19 protein-coding genes and 4 pseudogenes are annotated in these 20,653 nt (G+C 46.8%); 8 read left to right on the top strand and 15 right to left on the bottom strand.

From position 1 onward, the window contains the following. Positions 1 to 30: 30 nt before the first annotated feature. The 5 genes from OGV89_RS21585 to OGV89_RS21565 are packed head-to-tail and all read right to left on the bottom strand — an operon-like array spanning position 31 to position 4,791. On the bottom strand, positions 31 to 621 hold the full coding sequence (locus tag OGV89_RS21585) for an ATP-binding cassette domain-containing protein (RefSeq protein WP_003030739.1): 591 nt from the start codon (positions 619 to 621) through the stop codon (positions 31 to 33). Then, a complete protein-coding gene (locus tag OGV89_RS21580; RefSeq protein ID WP_286559294.1) occupies positions 605 to 1,399 on the bottom strand; it encodes an ATP-binding cassette domain-containing protein in 795 nt (264 codons plus the stop codon). Before OGV89_RS21580 ends, OGV89_RS21585 begins: the two co-directional genes overlap by 17 nt. After that, entirely contained in the window at positions 1,393 to 2,205 is an 813-nt protein-coding gene (locus tag OGV89_RS21575) for an ABC transporter permease (protein WP_286559292.1), read from the bottom strand. The genes OGV89_RS21580 and OGV89_RS21575 overlap by 7 nt, the downstream gene beginning before the upstream one ends. Further along, entirely contained in the window at positions 2,195 to 3,169 is a 975-nt protein-coding gene (locus OGV89_RS21570; RefSeq protein WP_044712421.1) for an ABC transporter permease, read from the bottom strand. Before OGV89_RS21570 ends, OGV89_RS21575 begins: the two co-directional genes overlap by 11 nt. Beyond that, positions 3,169 to 4,791, bottom strand: coding sequence for an ABC transporter substrate-binding protein (locus OGV89_RS21565; RefSeq protein ID WP_048219064.1), 1,623 nt, complete (start codon positions 4,789 to 4,791; stop codon positions 3,169 to 3,171). The genes OGV89_RS21570 and OGV89_RS21565 overlap by 1 nt, the downstream gene beginning before the upstream one ends. 394 nt (positions 4,792 to 5,185) lie before the next feature. Here OGV89_RS21565 and OGV89_RS21560 point away from each other — a divergent pair, with 394 nt between their 5' ends. Both OGV89_RS21560 and waaZ read left to right on the top strand, forming a co-directional pair. Next, positions 5,186 to 7,273, top strand: coding sequence for a TonB-dependent receptor (locus OGV89_RS21560; protein ID WP_200003041.1), 2,088 nt, complete (start codon positions 5,186 to 5,188; stop codon positions 7,271 to 7,273). 424 nt (positions 7,274 to 7,697) lie between these two features. Then, a complete protein-coding gene (gene waaZ, locus OGV89_RS21555; protein WP_003846683.1) occupies positions 7,698 to 8,474 on the top strand; it encodes a 3-deoxy-D-manno-oct-2-ulosonate III transferase WaaZ in 777 nt (258 codons plus the stop codon). Between the two features lie 31 nt (positions 8,475 to 8,505). On the opposite strand, the gene OGV89_RS21550 is transcribed toward waaZ, so the two are convergent. Then, positions 8,506 to 8,703, bottom strand: a complete 198-nt coding sequence (locus OGV89_RS21550; RefSeq protein ID WP_003846684.1) for a hypothetical protein — start codon at positions 8,701 to 8,703, stop codon at positions 8,506 to 8,508. 169 nt (positions 8,704 to 8,872) lie between these two features. Further along, positions 8,873 to 10,338, bottom strand: a pseudogene (pdeG, locus tag OGV89_RS21545) (cyclic di-3',5'-guanosine monophosphate phosphodiesterase PdeG). A gap of 239 nt (positions 10,339 to 10,577) precedes the next feature. Here pdeG and OGV89_RS21540 point away from each other — a divergent pair. Continuing rightward, a complete protein-coding gene (locus OGV89_RS21540; RefSeq protein WP_003030757.1) occupies positions 10,578 to 10,850 on the top strand; it encodes a hypothetical protein in 273 nt (90 codons plus the stop codon). Between the two features lie 104 nt (positions 10,851 to 10,954). Further along, positions 10,955 to 11,055 (top strand): annotated as a pseudogene (locus OGV89_RS23045) (cytochrome b); the annotation flags it as partial. 60 nt (positions 11,056 to 11,115) lie between these two features. Here OGV89_RS23045 and OGV89_RS21535 read toward each other — a convergent pair. The 3 genes and pseudogenes from OGV89_RS21535 to OGV89_RS21525 form a co-directional block, all read right to left on the bottom strand. After that, positions 11,116 to 11,370 carry a hypothetical protein gene (locus OGV89_RS21535; RefSeq protein ID WP_003846687.1) on the bottom strand — a complete coding sequence of 85 codons (255 nt, stop codon included), beginning with the start codon at positions 11,368 to 11,370 and terminating at the stop codon, positions 11,116 to 11,118. A gap of 10 nt (positions 11,371 to 11,380) precedes the next feature. After that, positions 11,381 to 11,866, bottom strand: coding sequence for an Ail/Lom family outer membrane beta-barrel protein (locus OGV89_RS21530; RefSeq protein WP_003846689.1), 486 nt, complete (start codon positions 11,864 to 11,866; stop codon positions 11,381 to 11,383). Between the two features lie 517 nt (positions 11,867 to 12,383). Continuing rightward, a pseudogene (locus OGV89_RS21525) lies at positions 12,384 to 12,548 on the bottom strand (NADP-dependent isocitrate dehydrogenase); the annotation flags it as partial. A gap of 684 nt (positions 12,549 to 13,232) precedes the next feature. Between OGV89_RS21525 and OGV89_RS21520 the strand changes: the two are divergent. Further along, complete coding sequence (locus tag OGV89_RS21520) at positions 13,233 to 14,654, top strand: YeeR family protein (RefSeq protein WP_003846693.1); 1,422 nt, start codon at positions 13,233 to 13,235, stop codon at positions 14,652 to 14,654. Positions 14,655 to 14,975: 321 nt separating this feature from the next. Here the strand turns inward: OGV89_RS21520 and arsC are convergent, their stop codons facing one another. The 3 genes from arsC to OGV89_RS21505 are packed head-to-tail and all read right to left on the bottom strand — an operon-like array spanning position 14,976 to position 17,068. Then, positions 14,976 to 15,401, bottom strand: coding sequence for a glutaredoxin-dependent arsenate reductase (gene arsC / locus OGV89_RS21515; protein WP_003030760.1), 426 nt, complete (start codon positions 15,399 to 15,401; stop codon positions 14,976 to 14,978). 12 nt (positions 15,402 to 15,413) lie between these two features. Then, positions 15,414 to 16,703 (bottom strand): arsenic transporter, encoded by a 1,290-nt coding sequence (locus OGV89_RS21510; protein ID WP_003846696.1) that lies wholly within the window; start codon positions 16,701 to 16,703, stop codon positions 15,414 to 15,416. 44 nt (positions 16,704 to 16,747) lie between these two features. Then, complete coding sequence (locus OGV89_RS21505; protein ID WP_003030762.1) at positions 16,748 to 17,068, bottom strand: transcriptional regulator; 321 nt, start codon at positions 17,066 to 17,068, stop codon at positions 16,748 to 16,750. An 85-nt stretch (positions 17,069 to 17,153) separates the two neighbouring features. Between OGV89_RS21505 and arsH the strand changes: the two genes are divergently transcribed. Then, entirely contained in the window at positions 17,154 to 17,852 is a 699-nt protein-coding gene (gene arsH, locus OGV89_RS21500; RefSeq protein ID WP_003846699.1) for an arsenical resistance protein ArsH, read from the top strand. Positions 17,853 to 17,964: 112 nt separating this feature from the next. On the opposite strand, the pseudogene OGV89_RS21495 reads toward arsH, so the two are convergent. Continuing rightward, positions 17,965 to 18,162, bottom strand: a pseudogene (locus OGV89_RS21495) (S24/S26 family peptidase); the annotation flags it as partial. A gap of 78 nt (positions 18,163 to 18,240) precedes the next feature. Between OGV89_RS21495 and OGV89_RS21490 the strand changes: the two are divergent. Both OGV89_RS21490 and OGV89_RS21485 read left to right on the top strand, forming a co-directional pair. After that, on the top strand, positions 18,241 to 18,483 hold the full coding sequence (locus OGV89_RS21490) for a DinI family protein (protein WP_003840850.1): 243 nt from the start codon (positions 18,241 to 18,243) through the stop codon (positions 18,481 to 18,483). A 174-nt stretch (positions 18,484 to 18,657) separates the two neighbouring features. Then, positions 18,658 to 19,167: a DedA family protein gene (locus tag OGV89_RS21485; protein WP_003030767.1), complete on the top strand. Its 510-nt coding sequence runs from the start codon at positions 18,658 to 18,660 to the stop codon at positions 19,165 to 19,167. 135 nt (positions 19,168 to 19,302) lie between these two features. Here the strand turns inward: OGV89_RS21485 and icd are convergent, their stop codons facing one another. Next, positions 19,303 to 20,553, bottom strand: coding sequence for an NADP-dependent isocitrate dehydrogenase (icd, locus tag OGV89_RS21480; protein WP_003841892.1), 1,251 nt, complete (start codon positions 20,551 to 20,553; stop codon positions 19,303 to 19,305). Positions 20,554 to 20,653 lie beyond the last annotated feature (100 nt).

The following is a 20,653-nucleotide window of genomic DNA, read 5'->3' as shown; positions in this document are numbered from 1 at the left end:
AATAGACCAGCTACAAGCCTCTATCTCATTTCACGTTACAATGAGTTTGCTGGAACAAAGCTGATCAAGCAGGGCCTGCTGATGGCTGATAATCAGCATAGCCAACGGTCGACGCTGGCATTCTTCAAGCAGCAGCGCCCAAATATCCCGTTGAATGGAAGGATCGAGCTGGGCGGTAATTTCATCAGCAATAAGAAAACGTGTCCGCGGGTCCAGCGCACGAAGTAAAGCAATTCGCGCCAGTTCACCGCCAGAAAGTTGTCCGGGGCGGCGAGTTAACCACTCTGGGTTGATGTGAAGACGGGTAAGCATTTCAGCATCCGGTCGCCAGGCATCATGAACCGCATCACCGGTGCTGCGTCGGGGGTTAAAAGTTAATTCCGGATGCTGTGGCACCAGTTGCACCGGGCAATACTGGTGCATCGGCAACGGTTGTTCATCAACCAGAATGTCACCCGAAGTTGGTTTCTGCCAGCCCGCCAGCACGCGTCCCAGAGTCGTTTTGCCCGTCCCACTTGGCGCACAAATCCCAATACGTTCTCCAGGGTGTAGAGAGAAGGTCAGATTTTGCCACAGAACCTTTTCTCCCTGACGGATTGTTACATCACGACAGCACAACATCGCGCTCTCCAAAAAGTTGATTTCTTTCAGGCAGCGCCCGCCATTGTCGTTGCAGATGTTCGCTAATCTCTCCGCGTAACAGCTGTTCCCGGCTGACGTTATCCGACACCCTTCCCTGATGCAGCGCGACAATACGATCCGCATGGCGGGCCGCCAGCGTGAGGTCATGCGTTACCCATAAAACGCCAGCCCCTTGCTCACATTGCTCACGCAACTGTTCAAGGAGTTGATTAGCCAGAGGTGCATCAAGCCAGGCGGTAATTTCATCCGCCAGAATATAGCGAGCCTGACTCAGAGACGCATGACAGGCCAGGACACGTTTCGCCATACCGCCTGAAAGCTGGCGCGGAAAAGCATCTAATACGCGACTTTCCAGTCGGCTACGCTGGAGCAATCGTTCAATATTTCCGGCATTCCATTGTTGGCCAGAAAGCTGGCATGCCCTGCGCAGATGCTTTTCAATCGAGAGCAGCGGGTTAAGCGCCTGAACGCCTTGCGGGACATAGCTGAAGGTATCGCCACGACATTGGCGAATATCATCGCTGTTCAGCGTTTTGCCCTCCAGCGTGATAGTGCCCTGGAAGCGCAAATTCTCCGGTAAGAGATCGAGCAGGCATTGCAGCAGCAGGCTCTTACCCTCCCCGCTTCCTCCCACTAACGCCACCATTTGACCCGGTGCCACGTCGAAAGAGATATCCTGCAACAGCGAAGACCAGTTTCTCGCGCCGTACCAGCGATAACGCGCCACCTCCAGCGAGACCTGTCTTAAACTCAACATGCGTCACCTCGTAACCATAAACGATGCACCGCCCTTGCGAGCTGATCGAATAACATCACCAGACTGAACAACATCAGTCCCGGAAACAGCACCAACCACCAATCGCCATGACTGATAAATCTCAGCGCATCCGCCAGCAGCAGTCCCAGTGACGGTTCATGCGGTGCCAGCCCAAAACCGAGGAAGCTTAACGCCGCACTGTGCAACACCGCGTGGGGAAACATCAGCAGTGTTCCCGTTAGCCATTGAGGTAATAAGGCGGGTAGATAGTGATGTCGCCAGCAGTAAAAATGTCCGTGTCCCAGACGCCAGGTCAGCGTCAAGTAGTCACTGTGGGCCACGCGCTGCGCTTCAGCACGCAGGATCAGCGCCAGACGCGGCCAGTGGGTCAGCGCAACCGCCATAATCACGCCGTTTTTCCCGCCGCCCAGCGTAAAGCAGATCAAAATGAGCAACAGCAGATGCGGCATCGACAGCATGGCATCAGTAATCAGACGCATAAGCACATCCAGACGCGGATGTATGCGCGAAACCGCCGCCATCACTAACGCAATGAAACCGCTGCACAACGCCGCACCAATACCAATTTGCAGACTGGTTAACGCGCCCTGAAAACAACGGATCCACAGGTCGCGACCAAGGTTGTCGGTGCCAAACCAGTACAGCGCATCAGGCGGTAAATGCCGGGCAAGCAGATTAACGCTCAACGAGTTATCCAGCATTGCGGCACCATACACTGCAATGAATAACAGGCAGCTAAATGAGAGCAAAAGACGAATCAGCGTCGGCGTCGGGTTATAGAGCATCAGGTCGTTCCAGAGCACGGTTCAACATACGGACAAGCCAGGTAGACAGCGAGTTACCAATAAACACCAATACGGTACTGAACAATACAATTCCCATCAGTAACGGCAGATCTCCACGTAATCCAGCATCAATAGTGGCCTGCCCCAGTCCCGGGTAAGCAAAGACTTTTTCGGCCAATAATGCGCCTCCCAACAGCTCCCCCAGCGAGGCAAACTGCAAACACAGCGCAGGCGTAATTGCATGACGCAGAACCTGATGGCGTAACAGTGACCAGCCTTTATCTCCCTGAGAACGCGCAAAACGGACAAAATCGCTTTTCATCACGCTGGCGATGCTTTCCCGTGTATGAAGCGTAATTTGTCCCAATCCCAGCAAACTGAGCGCGCAAACGGGAAGCACCAAATGGCGCAGACGCTCAGTCAGCGTCGCCATATCGCCGCTGTTGCCCGGCTCCCACGCGCAGCAGACCGGAAATACCGGCCAGCGCACGGCAAATAACGCCAGCAACAGCATGCCAATCCAGAAGGTCGGCAGCGAAGAAAGCAGATAACTGAGGCGACAGATTGCTTTATCCGGCCAGCGATTCAGATAGCGACCCGCGACAAACCCCATTGCCGTTCCCAATATGCCAGAGAGCAGCCACGCGCCACCAAGCAGCGCAAACGAGGTAGAAAAGCGTTCCTTGATCACGCTGGCAACCGGTGCGTTAAACAACATTGAATAGCCGAGATCGCCCTGTAATACACGGACAAACCAGTGACTAAAACGCTCCCATAGCGGTTGGTCCAATCCCCAGCGAGCCGCGATACGCGCATATTGCTCCGGCGGCACATGCAGGAGATCGTTGCCGATATAAGCCCGAATCGGATCGACCGGAGAAAAGCTGAGCAGCACAAAAGTGCCAGCCGCAACCAGCACTAATAACACTATCAGCCGTAGAAAATTGCCCACAACAGACTTCATCAACGGCAGGTCCAGGTCCATTCGTCCAGATTATTGAGCAGTGACCAGCTACCGTGAATCTCCGGTGCGCCTTTACCTAAGTCAATACACGGATTTGCCAGGTAGGTATGCTGAATATTCAGCAGCCATGCCCAGGCAGCATCGCCCTGCACGCCAGCCCCTTGCTTGCCATCCCACTCAACTTGTTGCCAGAATGGCAACGCTTTTTGCCAGTCCGGAGCGTCAATTGCCTGTTTAAGATGCTGCTCAACGACAGGATTGCTGTAATAGCCTGGATTGTAGTATTCCACGCCCGCAGCCTGATTACTGTAGTGATGGAAAAGCTCCATCGGATCCAGACTTCCCCAGCCAAACAGCGTCGGGTTGGCATGCATATGCCGCTCAACAGTTTCCCAGCTCCCGGATTGCAGAGAAATCTGAATACCCACTGGCTCCAGCATCGCACGTACGGCTTCGGCTAAATCCCGGCGTGTACTGTCACCGCTGGCGTACCACAACGTTAAGCGAGCCTCTTTACCGTCCTTCACACGTACGCCGTCTTTACCCACCTTCCAGCCGGTTTCTTCCAGAATCGTTCGCGCTTTTTCGCTATCGCCATCTTTGAACGCAACTGATTGTCCCTGCCATGGCAGACCCTGAACCGCGCTATACGCCGGAATCGCATGACCTTCCATGACCTGATCGGCAAGCTGCTTACGGTCGATGGCGTAGTTGATGGCGCGCCTGATGGCAACATCGGCAGTGATATCGTTCCCAATCGGATAGCCATTGGCGTCTTTTTTACCTGCAGGAACCATCGGGAACACAATGCCCCGGTTTTCCACGCTGTCGCGTACCCAAAGTTTCAAATTTTTCTGCTGAGGAGCGACCGCCATCGATGGCGCGATACGTACGAGTCCCAGTTGGCCGCTGCGCGCTGCGGCATAAGCGTTATCTTCATCAAGGAAGACAAACACCAGCTTACTGAAATCATTTTTCTTACCGGCATACCAAGGGTTAGCCTCAACGATCAACTGCTGCCCCGGCTGAAAACTCACCAGTCGATACGGACCCGCGCCAATCGGATTTTTAGCGAATGTTTTTTCGTCATACCGTTTTTGCGGAACAATTCCTAATGAACCCAGCACGTTCACAAAGGTACTTTGCGGGCTACGCAGCGTAATTTCTACCGTGCGGTTATCTTTCAGACTGGCATGGGTGAAGTTCCCCATATCAATTTTGCCGCCGCTTTTTGCTGCTTTGTTATAGGTGAACACCACGTCTTCAGCGGTTAGCGGCGAACCATCAGAGAATTTAAGGTCAGGTTTTAACGTCAACGTCCAGGTTTTGCCGTCTGCGCTGGTCTCTACTTTTTCCGTCAGCAGGTTTCCCCAGCTCATATCTGCATTTTGTTTTAATAATGGTGCATGCAAAAGCAGATAGCTGCCATGACTCCAGCCCAACATCGGGTCAAAACCTTCCGTTGGCTCCGGTCCAATTGCCAGTTTTAACGTCTGCCCTTCGCTCGCATTTTGCGCGGCGAGAAGTGGTGAGGTTAATGCGAGAGTCAATGCGCACGTAAGCAGTGCCAGCTTGCCTTTGATCATTATGTTATCCAGATTTACGTTATTTTTATGCTGCATAACGATTTACAGTCGTTAAGCAGTCTCCTGGGGAAGGGATTATGGCGGACAGAAATGACGAAAAAAATGATGCGGCGCAGAAAAGTATGACGATTTTCTAAAATTATCATACTTTTTTCTGATACTCCGTTATGAGTACGATGTGAATCTCAGAATATAGATTAATCCCTCGCCATTTATTCAAAGAATATTAATCCCTATCTAATAATTACCCATGCGGACTATTTACCCTCCCCGCTATTTCCTTATCTAAAACTCATGACAATTTATGTATATTTATTCAAAAAAAACACCAGAAGTGACAAGTTATGTAAATTTGTAATGATAATTATTTGTATTATCATTACGATCACTTATCTTACTGCCTTTGATTTTTAACAAAGGAAGTTTGACTATGCGTTTAAAACCTGTTGCCTCTGTCGTTCTGTCCTGTTTAGGATTTTCCAGCCCCCTGGTATTTGCTGAAGATGTCATGGTGGTAACCGCTTCCGGTTACGAAAAGAAAATCACCAATGCCGCCGCCAGCGTCTCTGTTATTTCGCAGCAAGAGTTACAAACCAATAAATATAATGACTTAGGTGAAGCCCTGCGTTCTGTTGAAGGGGTAGATGTTGAAAGCAGCACCGGTAAAACTGGCGGTCTGGAGATCAGCATCCGTGGCATGCCCGCCAGCTATACCTTGATCCTGATTGACGGTATTCGTCAAAACGGCAGCAGCGACGTGACGCCAAACGGCTTCTCTGCCATGAATACCAGCTTTATGCCCCCGCTGGCGGCAATCGATCATATTGAGGTTATCCGCGGCCCGATGTCGACGCTTTATGGCTCCGACGCAATCGGTGGCGTGGTGAATATCATCACCAAAAAAAGCACCGATAAATGGAGCACTTCCATCAATACCGGCGTTAACCTGCAAGAGAGTAATAAATGGGGTAACAGTACGGTCGCCAACTTCTGGTCAAGCGGCCCGTTAATCGCGGGCGTACTGGATATGCAGGTTCGGGGGAGCACAACCCAGCGTCAGGGTTCCAGCGTCACTTCGCTGAGCGATACCTCTTCCACCCGCGTACCTTATCCAACCGAGTCGGAAAACTACAATATTGGCACGCGATTCGACTGGAAAGCCAACGAAAGCAATACGCTGTGGCTGGATCTCGACTCCGCCAGACAGCGTTATGACAACGATGACGGTCAGTTGGGTAACCTGACGGGAGGTTATGATAAAACGCTGCGCTATGAGCGTAACAAAGTGACCCTCGGCCACGATACAGCCTTAACGTTTGGCACCTGGAAATCCTCCCTCGGCTGGAATGAGACCGAGAACAAAGGCCGACAACTGGTCTCCTCCGCACTCACACCAGAGAACGCAGGTCGGGCCGGTGACGCGCGTGAACTGAAGAACACCAACGTCATACTAGACTCAGTGCTACTGACACCATTAGGTGATTCGCACCTCTTAACCCTTGGCGGGGAATACTGGGATGCACGAATGAAAGATGGTGTGGTGCTGGCCAATACCGGCGAGACGTTCCACCAAAAAACGTGGGCAGCCTATGCGGAAGATGAATGGCATATTCTCGATTCGCTGGCCTTAACCGCAGGAACACGCTATGAGCATAACGATGTCTTTGGCGGTCATCTCAGCCCACGAGCCTATATGGTCTGGGATGTTTCCGACGAATGGACGCTCAAAGGCGGCGTAACGACAGGTTATAAAGCACCATCACTGAGCCAGTTACATAACGGGATCAGCGGCGTAACCGCACAAGGAACGGTGAATACGGTCGGGAACCCGGACCTCAAACCTGAGGAAAGCATCAGCTACGAAACCGGGCTGTATTACGAGAACAACGCCGGGCTTAACGCCAACATTACCGGCTTCTATACTGAATACAAAAATAAAATTGTCTCGTATTCTATCGATGATAATACCAACAGTTATACCAACAGCGGCAAGGCGAGGACCGATGGCGTTGAATTTGCCAGCACCTTCCCTATATGGTCGGATGTGCTGACCTTATCTCTCAACTACACCTACACTCAGAGCAAGCAAAAAGATGGTGACAATAAAGGCGCGCCGTTAAGCTATACACCAAAGCATATGGCTAACGCCCGTCTGAACTGGCAGGCAACGGAAGATATGAACGCCTGGCTGAGCGCACGTTATCGCGGTAAGGCCCCACGCTTCACGGAAAATTACGACAATCTCAGCGCAGTACAAAAAGCCGTCTATGACGATAAAGGTGCTAATTTAAAAGCCTGGACCGTCCTGGACATGGGAATGTCTTACAAACTGGCCAAAGATCTGACACTTAATACGGCAGTTAATAACGTGCTGGATAAAGACTTTAGCGAAGTTAAACTTTACCAGGTGGGCCGTAATAGCACCTACGCAGGTGATTATTATCAGACTGCACAATCCACTACCGGATACGTAAACCCGGGTCGTAACTACTGGGTATCGTTAAACTATCAGTTCTAATGTTGTTTTCCCTTCCTGACGGACTGGAATTGATAGCCCGTCAGGAATTATGTTACATCAAATAACAGGCGGATGATGTTATAAAATCGCACTCTTTATAAGGATATGATTAAAACACTCTCAGCCACCTGTAACTAAAAGTAACTAATTTTCATGTTAAATTCTTACCAGGCAAGAACACCAGAATCAGATTTATTCACACAACAAATGCCTAGATTTTAAAAATCGAAAAACAAAAGCCAACATCATCATATTTTTCTGAGTTACCAGACCTTACTCTCAAAAAAACATTTATCAAAATAATAATAAAAATACATTCACATAATCAATTCTTCAAGTTTGAAAAACAAAAAGAAACATCTTCTTTGATTTGGAACGGATACTCAATGTTATTATTTCAAAAATAACATCCACGGTAACCGCCATGCTCATCACACACGAAATACTTAATGGAATAATGGGTGAAAGAGTTTCCGATGATTGTATTATTTACTTGTCTGGACCTTCATCATTAGATACGCCCCTTGAGATAATGCGTAGTAAAAACTGCATTTGCGTAAATGGTAGCGCAGGCTATTTAATTAACAACAATGTCCCTGTATTTATCTATGTTGTTTGTGACGGTTCTTTTTATGAAAACAACAAAGAATTATTTTATAAATATAGCACCTATGCCCAGCATACCTTTATTAGTGAAGATGTTATTAAAAGAGCTGATTCAACAGAGGCAGGGAACTTGCTCAACACATGTTTTCTGTTAAAGGACATTTGCAAATCCAGAGGTGGTATCGGTAGAAAGATTCGCTATAAAATAAAAACAATGACTAACAGGAATCTTCGAATTAAATGCTCTGCATTCAGAAAAGTGAAAACAATTGCATTTTCAACTGATGTAACACATGGTCATTTTGGTAGTGCTACGGTCGCATTTAGCGCGTTACAAATAGCCATTAGTCTAAAATTTGAAAGAATAATTTTTTCAGGTTTAGATTTGAAAGGTGGCTGTAAACGGTTTTACAATGAAGTTAACGCTCAACCCACGACTCTACCCGCTGATCTTAGCTTTATATTAAGGTCATTTTCTTATGTAAGTAGCCACTATGACGGTAAGATCTACAATCTTTCTCCACAAACAGCTATTCCCTACGATGTTATTCCATTCATCAATACAGAAGAAGTAGCTTGTTCCACCTCCTACTAGCAATACACCAACGGTAAGAATATTTAAACAATTAATACAGAAACACCCCTTCTTGCGCCATTAGATACAATGCCAAAACAATAACCCCGACGACACCACCTAAAAACAGTACTGCGGCAATCGCAAGCTGGTTGCGGTTTGTGTACTTCGTATTGTTTCGCACATCCAACTCTTTTTTCGCTGCACTGTGACTTGAATCACGCTCCATCGCGAATGTTATATCTGCCATGCCATTATCCAGTTGCTGTATATGAAAACACAAATAACCACCACATCGATAAGGGTATAGATTTTAAATAACAGAATCTGAGATTTGTCTCACGATAAAGATAATCATCGGATTTTTACTCCCGAAGCAGATTTCATACCCCCTTTTCATCAATAAGGTTATCCTGTACTTATTCGACAAAAACCTTCACTTTAGGCTTTGCCAGCAGAATCATGACGAACTCAGTGAAGGTTACTGGTTTATAGAAATAGTACCCTTGCAGGAAAACAATGTTGTTTTTGTTGAGATAATCGAGCTGAGCCTTCGTTTCAACTCCTTCTGCAACGATGCTTAAAGACAGCTTGCGCGCCAGGTCGAGAACACAATCCAAAATTCGGGTTGAATCGGGAAGCTCATTAACCCTTCCCACAAAGCTCTGATCGATTTTAATGTAATCAATGTGCAGGTCATGCAAATAAGAAAGCCCAGAATAGCCCGTACCAAAATCATCAAGCGCAATCACAAAGCCATTTTCATGCAGGATATTGAGCCTCTGCACAAGTTCTTCATCTACATGTAATGGCTCACGCTCAGTAACTTCAATCACCAGGTTGAGATCATGGCGGCTGAAGCTATCTTTGAATTTCAGACACTCTTCAACAAATGTAGGGGAAGTGATATGGGATGCGCTGAAGTTAATACCAACATGGAATCCAGATGGCAGTTTGCTGGCAATGGCGTTCATATTCGCCGCAACCTGCCTCATCAGACTTTGAGTTAGTGGCACTATCAGGCCTGATTTTTCGGCGACGGGAATGAAGGAGGCAGGAGAGATATATCCGGCTTTTGGATGTTTCCATCGGGCCAGTACTTCAACACCGCGTAACGTCCCTTCACGACCATTTACGATAGGTTGATAAAAAGGCACGATCTCTCCTTTTACTATCGCTCTGCGCAACGTTTCTTCTGGGGTATCGTTCTTATTTAGATATTTATCAATGGCATAAGCGGCTGCGAAAGATATTAACAGGATAAAAACCAGAATCCCTGAACCTTGTGTAACCAGCCTTTTTGCACTAAACAATGGCGGTTCATTATAAATAATGCTGAACGGATACTTTGCGGAATTCACCTGACCAGACATCTGTGAGCTTGCTGTAACGGTTTCCACATCGCCCAATAAACCAAGCACTTCGTCACCTACGAGTAGTGAATATGTCACCCCCTTTAACGGAACATTCAATGCTCCACGGATATGCACCCCGCTAATGGTGACAATGATGTGGTTGGTTTGAAAACGAGTTTGATACAGCAGAACGGGTATCTCATTTTCCGTATTTCTTGCGGGAGTAAGCAGCAAATTTGTATCAGCAATCACCGGAATTTGCTTAAGCAAGATCCGATTACCTGGCAGTGACGTACACCAAAGCTTCCCCTGTCGGATAATGATCAGCGTTCGCAAATGAGGGCGATGTGCATAGCGGTTCGAGTTGCCTGGAAAGCTTCATCCAGTATGTTATCCATATTTTTCGCGGCATATCTGGCTCCTCCAAGGGTTTCTGTCGAAGAGGAATACCAAAGCTGCATATTAAGAATAAAAACACCGATCAAAAAAAGACACACCGCAGCGGTTACCGGTAAAAGTACTTTGCGCATTCTCATGTCCCGTGGCGAAAACTGATCAGTCGTTGCGATGAGCATTGACGTGTTCTAGTTTATCTCTACAGAGCATGGTAGATAGAATCAAAAGTCGCCATGCGCCCAGTCACACTTCCAAAGCCACAACATAAGAAATTGATTTTTATATAAAATTAACCCTGAAAAGATCATAACAATAATGACATCCCTCCTTCCGATTTTGCTATCATATGAATGTACTAATAAGAGGTAAGCAAATGAAAATCTTTATCACTGACAATGAAGGGAATCTCATTCCTGTTGACGGAAAAAGCGTCGTGATCGAATTGAATAGCGGCGGAACTATTGAGATCGCCGAGGAGTACAGTCGGGACGATGTTCCTGAAGGTATTAATCTGTGGGGAGGACGAGAACCTTCCCCTTCACTCTCATTCGAGGAAATTAAAGCTCGAACAGAAGGCCTTGGTGTTTACCCCATTGCAGCCAATGCCCTGCACGTATTCCCATACAAACTTTCATCAAAAGAATGATTGCATTCAGCAGGCGAAGCGTTTTTCTCAAACCAAAGTAAGGCCATTGTTATCATAAATACCTCTGGCCTTGGGGGGAGTCAACTCGCTAATATCTGTTACTTCTGATTGCAGTCCATACTGGCGCTGCATTATTTCATCACTATATACAGAAAAAAATACGCTTTTGAGAGTGATTCCTGAGCATAAGCATTTGAATAATTAATAAATGATTATAATGTTAAGAAAATAAGCACTCAAGACAGTATGTACGTGGTCTAAAATATTAATCGTCATCATAATGCTTATGCTTCTTGCGATCACTCATAGACTCTTTAAAAGCATCTGCTTGTGTATTAGCAGCCTGCAGTCGACTCATGTTAGCACTGTAATTATTCCAATATTCTTTTTCTTCGTGATAACAAACATCACGGCTAATTCCCTTCGCTTCGCACTTTGCTAAGCGTTGTTCTTCTGATACGCAACCAGACATCAAAGAAACAGTAGAAAATGCAACCAGTATTATCATTAATTTATTCATATAAATAACCTTAGAATTTCCAGCCGGCGCCGACTACAATACTATTAGCTTGCGCGCCAAAGACCTTAGAACCTTCATAGCCTGCATCAACAGTGAAAGCTGCAATGGGGGTAAACTGAATACCAGCACCATAGGCAAAACCTGTAGAAGTATCAGTTTCACCATTAGCTTTGATCGCACCTCTCCCAATACCCACCATTACATAAGGTTTTATCACATCATTTACTTTATAACTTGCACCGGCTAATGCAGAACCATAACCACGATCTATATCATTATCGTCATTTGCCGAAATAGTTAAGGATGTTATAACGCCTAAATCACTTTCATCTGGGGTATAACCATATTTAGCGTTAAGACCGTTAAGGTTCTGTCCATCTGTCCGGGTATGTACATAACCGCCGGTGACTACGCTTTCTCCTGCATAAACTGTCATAGCAAAACATAATGTAACAGCCACTAAACCCGTTTTTAAACTTAGCATTTTAATAACCATTTTCATCATCAACTAATAGTAAGTTACACACATAATAAGGAGTCATGCTTTGAATTTTATGTCTCAAGCATGTCGCCAAGATAAAAACAGAAAGGTAATAAAAAATCAATCGGGAAAAATGTTCTTTTTTGGACATTATTAGCATTCAGAATAATAAATTATCATAGCATGCTGATAAAAATGGACTTAAAATTAGAGTAAAACAACATTAAAACGCCACCACCTTTAATATACTCCCAATATTTTCTTGTTTTTAAAACGACTGTTTTGCATCTAACAATCAATAATATACCAACACCACTCAATTATAGTTAGTTCTCATACCCGGATAGAATTAAATAAATATTGAAAGATATGGATATCTTTTATCAATAAATAGAATTGTAATGACAAAGATAAAAATTTAATCTTTAGTGCTATTAAAATGAGTTTAATAGTCTAAGTTCCAGGAAAGCACTTTGCAGGTAAAAAAACGGGAACCAATCGGCTCCCATTCTTATACAACCCAGAATCTGGATTACATGTTTTCGATGATCGCGTCACCAAACTCTGAACATTTCAGCAACTTAGCGCCGTCCATCAGACGTTCGAAATCATAGGTTACGGTCCTGGCGTTGATCGCACCTTTCATACCTTTAACAATTAAGTCAGTCGCTTCGGTCCACCCCATGTGGCGCAACATTTCATTGCTAAAATCATAGCAACCATTTGATAAAGTTGAAATTATCATCCTCTCTACTTTCAAATCAGCCAGTAGCTACCATTTTAAACTCATTGATTATCTAAACTTTGATTTTAGTTTTGGGGAAGAGTTTTCGCCAAGAATCCAAGTTTTTCACGCCAGAACATTCAACTCACTACCGCTAATGGCAAGCCTCGATGGTAAAGCTGCTACTGCCGCAGAGGTCCGATTTGAGCGAGGAGCGGACATCTTTTCCTATAACGGGCTGCACGCTTAATAGCTATTGGTCATCCACAATATTTTAGCTACATCATCTAACCAGTCTGGAAGATGTTCCCTATACCAGTTGAGATATGAAGGAAATGCTGCTTTTTGCAGCTCATCAAGTAGCGCAATAACTTCAGTGCCTAACTCACATGCCAGAGGCCCTCTAAAGGAGAATGGTATGATCATGCAGGATACTTACATTCCCATCCATAATTAAATTACCCCTCAGGCTGCACACCATGATGAGTACGGTACATCTCAACAAAAACTATGCTTTACAGTATGTTGGGAACCATTAATGCCACCATCAACCCGACAACGGCTGATATTTTTGAGTAAAGCTCCTAAAGAGTGATATGTATATGCCGATAACCAAGTAAATATAATGTCTATTGCCTAAGATTGGATATATACCTCATGAATGAAAAAAATATTGTCGGAACAACCGCTGGTATAATTGGCAGCTCTGAAAATTACGCAGACAATGTAGTCCTTGGGGCAACCAGAGGTCATGGATTTGCTGCTGAAAAAGCGAATCACCTTAAGGATGTGATGTCAGGAAAAAATGCAAGGATTGTTGGCGGTGACAATGTCAAAAATGGCGCTGACAGACTGGTGGATGGCATTTACATACAAACAAAATACTGTAATTCAGGCTCAAAATGCATCAGTGAATGTTTTGAAGATGGAACTTTCCGCTACTTAAACACTGATGGTACCCCTATGCAAATAGAAGTACCGTCAGATAAATATGATGATGCGGTGAAGGCAATGGAGCATAGAATAAAAAATGATCAGGTGCCAGGTATAAAAGATCCAGAATTAGCGAAAGATATTGTCAGGAAAGGTTCCTTCACATATGAACAAGTAAGGAATATTGCTAAATTTGGTACTATTGAAAGCTTAACTTATGATGCAATAAACGGCATTAAGTTGGCTGGTACTGCAATGGGAATCTCTGCGGCTGTTTCATTCGCTGTCGCTCTATGGAATGGCGAAGACTGGGATAAAGCTCTTGAATCATCTTGCTATGCTGGATTAAAAGTGGGTGGTGTAGCCTGGGTTAGTAGCATCATTACTGCTCAACTTGGCAGAACAGGTATAGAACAAAGTTTACGTGGCGCTACAGATTGGATCGTTCAGCAAATGGGGCCTAAAGCTGCCGCATGGATTGCAAATGGTTTACGATCAGGTAATGCGATATATGGTGCCGCTGCAATGAACCACGTTAGCAAACTTTTGCGCGGGAATATCGTCACAGGTGTTGTCACCACTCTGGTTATATCTTCCGTAGATTTTGTTCGAATGTTTCAGGGCCGATGCTCAGGCGCTCAATTATTTAAGAATGTTACTGCTACTGCATCTGGAGTTGCTGGCGGAACAGGTGGCTGGATGGCAGGTGCTGCTGGAGGAGCCGCATTGGGTTCACTTATTCCTTTCGTTGGCACGGCTGCAGGCGGAATCATCGGGGGGTTATTAGGTGCGTTTGCCGGTGGTACGGCTGCAAATGCTGCTGTTTCAGCTATTCTCGATGAGTTTATTGAGGACGATGCTAAAGAAATGCTTAAAATAGTTGAAGAAGCATTTGGTGAACTTGCTTTTAATTATCTGTTAAGTGAGCAAGAGGCAAAGTCAGTTATTGATGGATTTAAAGAGAAGGACGTACCAGATTTTTTGCGAGATATGTATGCATCTTCTGACCGCCCGTTGTTTGCAAAAAATGAATTTGAACCAATGATTATAAATATTGCTAAGAATAGGAATGTTATTTCTCTTCCTACTGATGCTCAATTATTACAAAAAACCGCAAAAATCATAGATACCCTTGTAGCAGCTTAATTATTCAGTGTGTATTAGCTCAAGTATGAGCTAATACATCGCATTACGTCCATATCATTCCTGAACAGAATATTAATTCGTTTAATATAAATGAATTTTTCGCCTCATTAGGTTTGGGAATCGGAACATGAACCAACTGAAAGCAATCTTTGGTGACAGAGCCCACCTGACCTGCTCCCTGTTGATTAACATAGGCTGACACTAGCAACGTCCGCTCCTGGCACGCAACGGACATTGCTGACTGAGCTAAAGGTCCGCAGTGAGCGAAAACCGGACGCCCGCATAGCGTGAGCAGACATCCGATATTTTGAAGTGGGCAGATTACTTAATCTGCTTACCCGTTTCGTCAATGACCTTCTCGCCATCCTCTTTGGTAAACGCTCCTTTCTGACCTTCCGGTAGAATATCCAACACTATTTCTGAAGGGCGGCAAAGACGAGTGCCAAGCGGCGTAACGACTACCGGCCGATTAATCAGGATCGGATGTTGAAGCATGAAATCAATTAACTGCTCATCACTAAATTTCTCTTCATCAAGACCCAGGTGTTCATAAGGCTCAACATTCTTACGCAGTAATGCACGCACCGTAATTCCCATATCTGAAATAAGTTGAATCAGCTCATCACGGGTCGGTGGCGTATCGAGATAATAAATTATCGTTGGTTCGTTGCCGCTGTTACGGATCATCTCCAGCGTGTTGCGAGAAGTGCCGCAGGCAGGATTGTGATAGATGGTAATGTTGCTCATATCTGTATCTCATTACAAAGTGATGGAGAGCCGCAACGCCAGCGCGGCCAGAGTGACAAACAGCACGGGCAGAATCATGATAATACCCGTACGGAAGTAATATCCCCAGGTAATCGTTATATTTTTCTGGGCAAGCACATGCAGCCAAAGCAGGGTTGCCAGACTGCCAATCGGGGTGATTTTCGGGCCTAAATCGCAGCCAATCACATTGGCATAAATCATTGCCTCTTTGACGATGCCAGTCGCCGTGCTCCCGTCAATCGCCAGTGCGCCAATCAGCACCGTCGGCATATTGTTCATCACCGACGACAGGAACGCGGTCAGGAAGCCGGTGCCGAACGTTGCTGCCCATAACCCCTTTTCTGCCAGTAGGTTCAGCACGTCAGACAGATACTCCGTAAGCCCTGCATTGCGCAGGCCATAGACCACCAGGTACATACCCAACGAAAAAATAACGATCTGCCATGGTGCACCGCGGAGGACTTTTCCGGTGTTGATGGCATGACCTCTTTTCGCCACTATAAACAGTATTGCTGCGCCAGTAGCCGCTATCGCGCTGACCGGGATCCCCAGTGGCTCCAGAACAAAGAAACCGACAAGCAGCAATAACAGGACAATCCAGCCCGCCCTGAACGTTGCCGGATCCTTTATCACACTGGCAGGCATCTTCAGCAGCGAAACGTCATACGTCGCCGGAATGTCCCTGCGAAAGAAGAGATGCAGCATGACCAGAGTGGCCGCAATCGCTGCCACATCTACGGGGATCATAACGGAGGCATACTGCGTAAAGCCCAGACCGAAAAAGTCCGCCGAGACGATATTTACCAGGTTAGAAACAATTAGCGGCAGGCTGGCCGTATCTGCAATAAATCCTGCGGCCATGACAAACGCCAATGTCGTGCCCTCGCTGAATCCCAGTGCGAGCAGCATCGCAATTACAATCGGCGTCAGGATCAGCGCAGCGCCGTCATTGGCAAACAACGCAGCAACAGCGGCACCAAGCAAGACTATCCAGGTAAACAAAAGGCGGCCACGTCCGTTACCCCAACTGGAGACGTGCAGTGCGGCCCATTCAAAGAAGCCGGACTCATCGAGCAACAGGCTGATGATAATGACCGCAATAAATGCCGCTGTCGCGTTCCAGACGATATTCCAGACAACGGGAATATCTGCGATATGAATGACTCCGGTTCCCAGCGCCAGCGCAGCTCCGATACTCGCGCTCCAGCCAATACTCAGGCCTCTGGGTTGCCAGATCACCAGTACCAGCGTCAGTAAAAATATACTCCCTGCCAAAAACATTTCAGACTCCGTTATATATGATTATGTAAATATGTTCTCCTGCCTCAGCAGGAGGTACAGGCCGACTTTGCCAACCATTCCCGCACATCCTCCCGAAGGCACAGCCAGGATGTCGTGATTGTCTCAGCGGCCCACGCCGGAATATGAGGTGACAGACGATAGTGGATCCATTTCCCTTCCCGACGATCAAGAACAAGCTTTGCCTCGCGCAGGACGGCCATATGTCGTGATATTTTGGGCTGTGATTCGGCGGTAGCTGCACAGATATCGCACACGCACAGTTCTCCGGACTCCCGCAGAAGCATAACAATGGCGAGCCGTGTTTCATCTGACAGAATTTTGAAAAGCTGAACAGGTTGTAGCATTTTTCTCTCCGTTCCCTTTAGAATACACATATGGTAAATCATATGTATTAACTTTGAAATCATCTGCTCTCTCTGGAGGAGAAAAATGGAACAATTTCCTGCCCTGAATACTGAATGCTTTGATCAACACATCGCTGAACGCCTGAACGTGCAGGAGCCACCACGGATTCTGATCCTGTATGGTTCAGTGAGAGAGCGCTCCTACAGCCGCTTTGCCGCGGAGGAAGCCGGTCGCCTGCTGACGGCGATGGGCGCGGAGGTGAAACTGTTTAACCCCTCCGGTTTACCCCTGCCGGATGATGCGCCGGACACGCATCCCAAAGTCACCGAGCTGCGCGGTCTGGTCAGATGGTGTGATGGGATGGTGTGGAGTTCTCCGGAACGGCACGGTGCTATGAGCGCAGTCATGAAGGCGCAGATTGACTGGATCCCCTTAAGTGAAGGAGCGATTCGTCCTTCGCAGGGCAAAACACTTGCGGTAATGCAGGTCTGCGGCGGTTCACAGTCCTTCAATGCCGTGAACCAGATGCGTATACTTGGTCGCTGGATGCGGATGTTTACGATCCCCAACCAGTCCTCTGTAGCCAAGGCATGGCAAGAGTTCGACGAAAACGGACGAATGAAACCTTCTTCATGGTATGACCGCATCGTCGATGTAGCCGAGGAGCTGTTTAAAATCACGCTGCTGCTTAAGGGACAAACCAGTTATCTTGCAGATCGTTACAGCGAGCGAAAAGAGAGCCATCAGGAGCTTTCATCCCGTGTCAATCAGGACAAAATATAACGTATGTTCTTCGTGAATCCATACTGCATGAGCTTACCAATGTCCGCTTTGGCAGATTGATTATGCCGGATGATCTCTAAATGTGAATGGCACGATTATGCGGGCTACTTACAATTGCACATATCAGCAATGAGCCATCGCAGGCAGTAAGTGACGCATCCACAACAAACAGCACCCCCTGAAGTATTCCTTCCCTGAAATGTGAACGCGATGCCCGCATAAAATAAGTCGCTGCGGGCTGGCTGATTAGTTGCTGGTCGAGGGAGATTCGTGTTTCAACATAATCTGCCGCAGGTGAAGGAAAGCCCATGTTTATGCCCTCTCTTGAATACCGGATAAAAACACAGTATAAATACTGTATATCCATCCAGCAAAGAGGCGATAAGCAATGTTCGTGGAACTCGTTTATGACAAAAGGAATTTTGATGGTCTGCCCGGTGCAAAAGATATCATTCTGGGCGAATTGACCAAGAGGGTTCACCGGATTTTCCCCGACGCTGATGTCCGTGTTAAACCGATGATGACATTGCCGGCGATCAACACTGACGCCAGCAAGCACGAGAAGGAACAGATAAGCCGTACTGTCCAGGAAATGTTTGAAGAGGCTGATATGTGGCTGGTTTCAGATTAAGTGCGTTCGATTCATCTTCCTTTACCCTATCCCGCTCAACTGTATTCTGCTGCTATACGCAGATAGCTGTCACAGCCGGGATTAAGTGCAGCAGTCAGTAATTCATCTGTGTTGAGGCCTGATTAAGCCGTATCGCGGTTAAATAGCCAAGGAACCTTAACTGGAGAAGCATTGATGGAGTGGGTAAACGCGTTGATGAGCCATTTCGCGCTTCATCCTTTCAGCCTGTGGGGCCTGCTTTTTGGAATAGCATTCGCAAAATCTACGTTCCTCATTTCAGCTGTATTACCGCCAGCATCTGTTATGTTGGTTGCTGTAATTTCCGTCGGCAAGGCGACTATTGCGCCATGGGAAGCGGGAATTGCTGTAATGATTGGCGCATGGTGCGGGACAATTGTTAATTATCACCTTGGAATGATGATGGGACATCTACCCTGGCTGGCACGCATCATGTCGCGTCATGCCGATACAGTAGTACGGGTTCGACGCCGGTTGCAAAACAGTTCTGTACCGATACTTTTTACTTCGCGCTTTATTGCCGTGCTGCGTTACATTGTGCCATTAGTTGCTGGAATGTTGCATCTTCATCCAGTGAAAGTGTATGCAGTCAGTCTGATCTCTGCGGCGACCTGGTCAGCGCTTTATGTCGGAGGCTTTAGTCTCGTTTTGCCTTTTTTTAGCTAAACCAAACATAAATAGACCACAACAAGCCCTGATCCCCCTAGGTACTGAGCGGATAAAATGACAGGGAAAGAATTTATCAGGCACAAAAAAACGGGAACCAACCGGCTCCCGTTCTCATACAACCCAGAATGTGGATTACATGTTTTCGATGATCGCGTCACCAAACTCTGAACATTTCAACAGCTTAGCGCCATCCATCAGACGTTCGAAGTCATAGGTTACGGTCTTGGCGTTAATCGCGCCTTCCATACCTTTAACGATCAGGTCAGCCGCTTCGGTCCAACCCATGTGGCGCAGCATCATTTCTGCAGACAGAATGATAGAACCTGGGTTCACTTTATCCTGACCTGCATACTTCGGTGCAGTACCGTGGGTTGCTTCGAACAGTGCGCATTCGTCACCGATGTTTGCACCCGGCGCGATACCAATACCACCAACCTGTGCGGCCAGCGCATCGGAGATGTAGTCACCGTTCAGGTTCATACAGGCAATCACGTCATACTCAGCCGGACGCAACAGGATCTGTTGCAGGAATGCATCGGCAATGACGTCCTTAACCACGATCTCTTTACCGGTTTTCGGATTCTTGATTTTCACCCATGGACCGCCATCGATCAGTTCGCCACCAAATTCTTCACGCGCTAACTGGTAACCCCAGTCTTTGAACGCGCCTTCGGTGAACTTCATGATGTTGCCTTTGTGTACCAGGGTAACTGAATCACGATCGTTGGCGATGGCGTATTCAATCGCTGCACGTACCAGACGTTTAGTCCCTTCTTCAGAACACGGTTTGATACCAATACCGCAATGTTCCGGGAAGCGTATTTTCTTCACACCCATCTCTTCGCGCAGGAATTTAATCACTTTCTCAGCATCGGCAGAGTCAGCTTTCCACTCGATACCCGCGTAGATATCTTCGGAGTTTTCACGGAAGATGACCATATCGGTCAGTTCAGGGTGTTTAACCGGGCTTGGTGTACCCTGATAATAACGCACCGGACGCAGGCAGACATACAGGTCAAGTTCCTGACGCAGAGCTACGTTCAGAGAGCGAATACCGCCGCCAACAGGGGTGGTCAGAGGGCCTTTAATGGCAACACGATATTCACGAATCAGATCTAAGGTTTCAGCAGGCAGCCAGACGTCCTGGCCATAAACCTGAGTGGATTTCTCGCCGGTGTAGATTTCCATCCAGGAGATTTTACGCTCGCCTTTATAGGCTTTCTCGACAGCAGCATCGACAACTTTGATCATCGGTGGGGTTACATCAACGCCGATACCGTCGCCTTCAATGAACGGGATAATCGGATTTTCAGGAACGTTGAGTTTGCCGTTTTGCAGGGTGATCTTCTTACCTTCCGCCGGAACAACTACTTTGCTTTCCATTCACCTCTCCTTCGAGCGCTTCTGGTTCTGCTCGTCTGTCATCGCGCTGCATGTGCGTTTGCGTCCTGCTGCACGAATGCGTTAGAGCAATTTTTTGTTA

This window comes from Citrobacter sp. Cf125 (genome assembly GCF_030333935.1).
GTDB classification, from domain to species: Bacteria; Pseudomonadota; Gammaproteobacteria; order Enterobacterales; family Enterobacteriaceae; genus Citrobacter; species Citrobacter freundii.
Note: the sequence above shows the minus strand (reverse complement) of the source record. Positions and strands in the feature narration are given on the sequence as shown.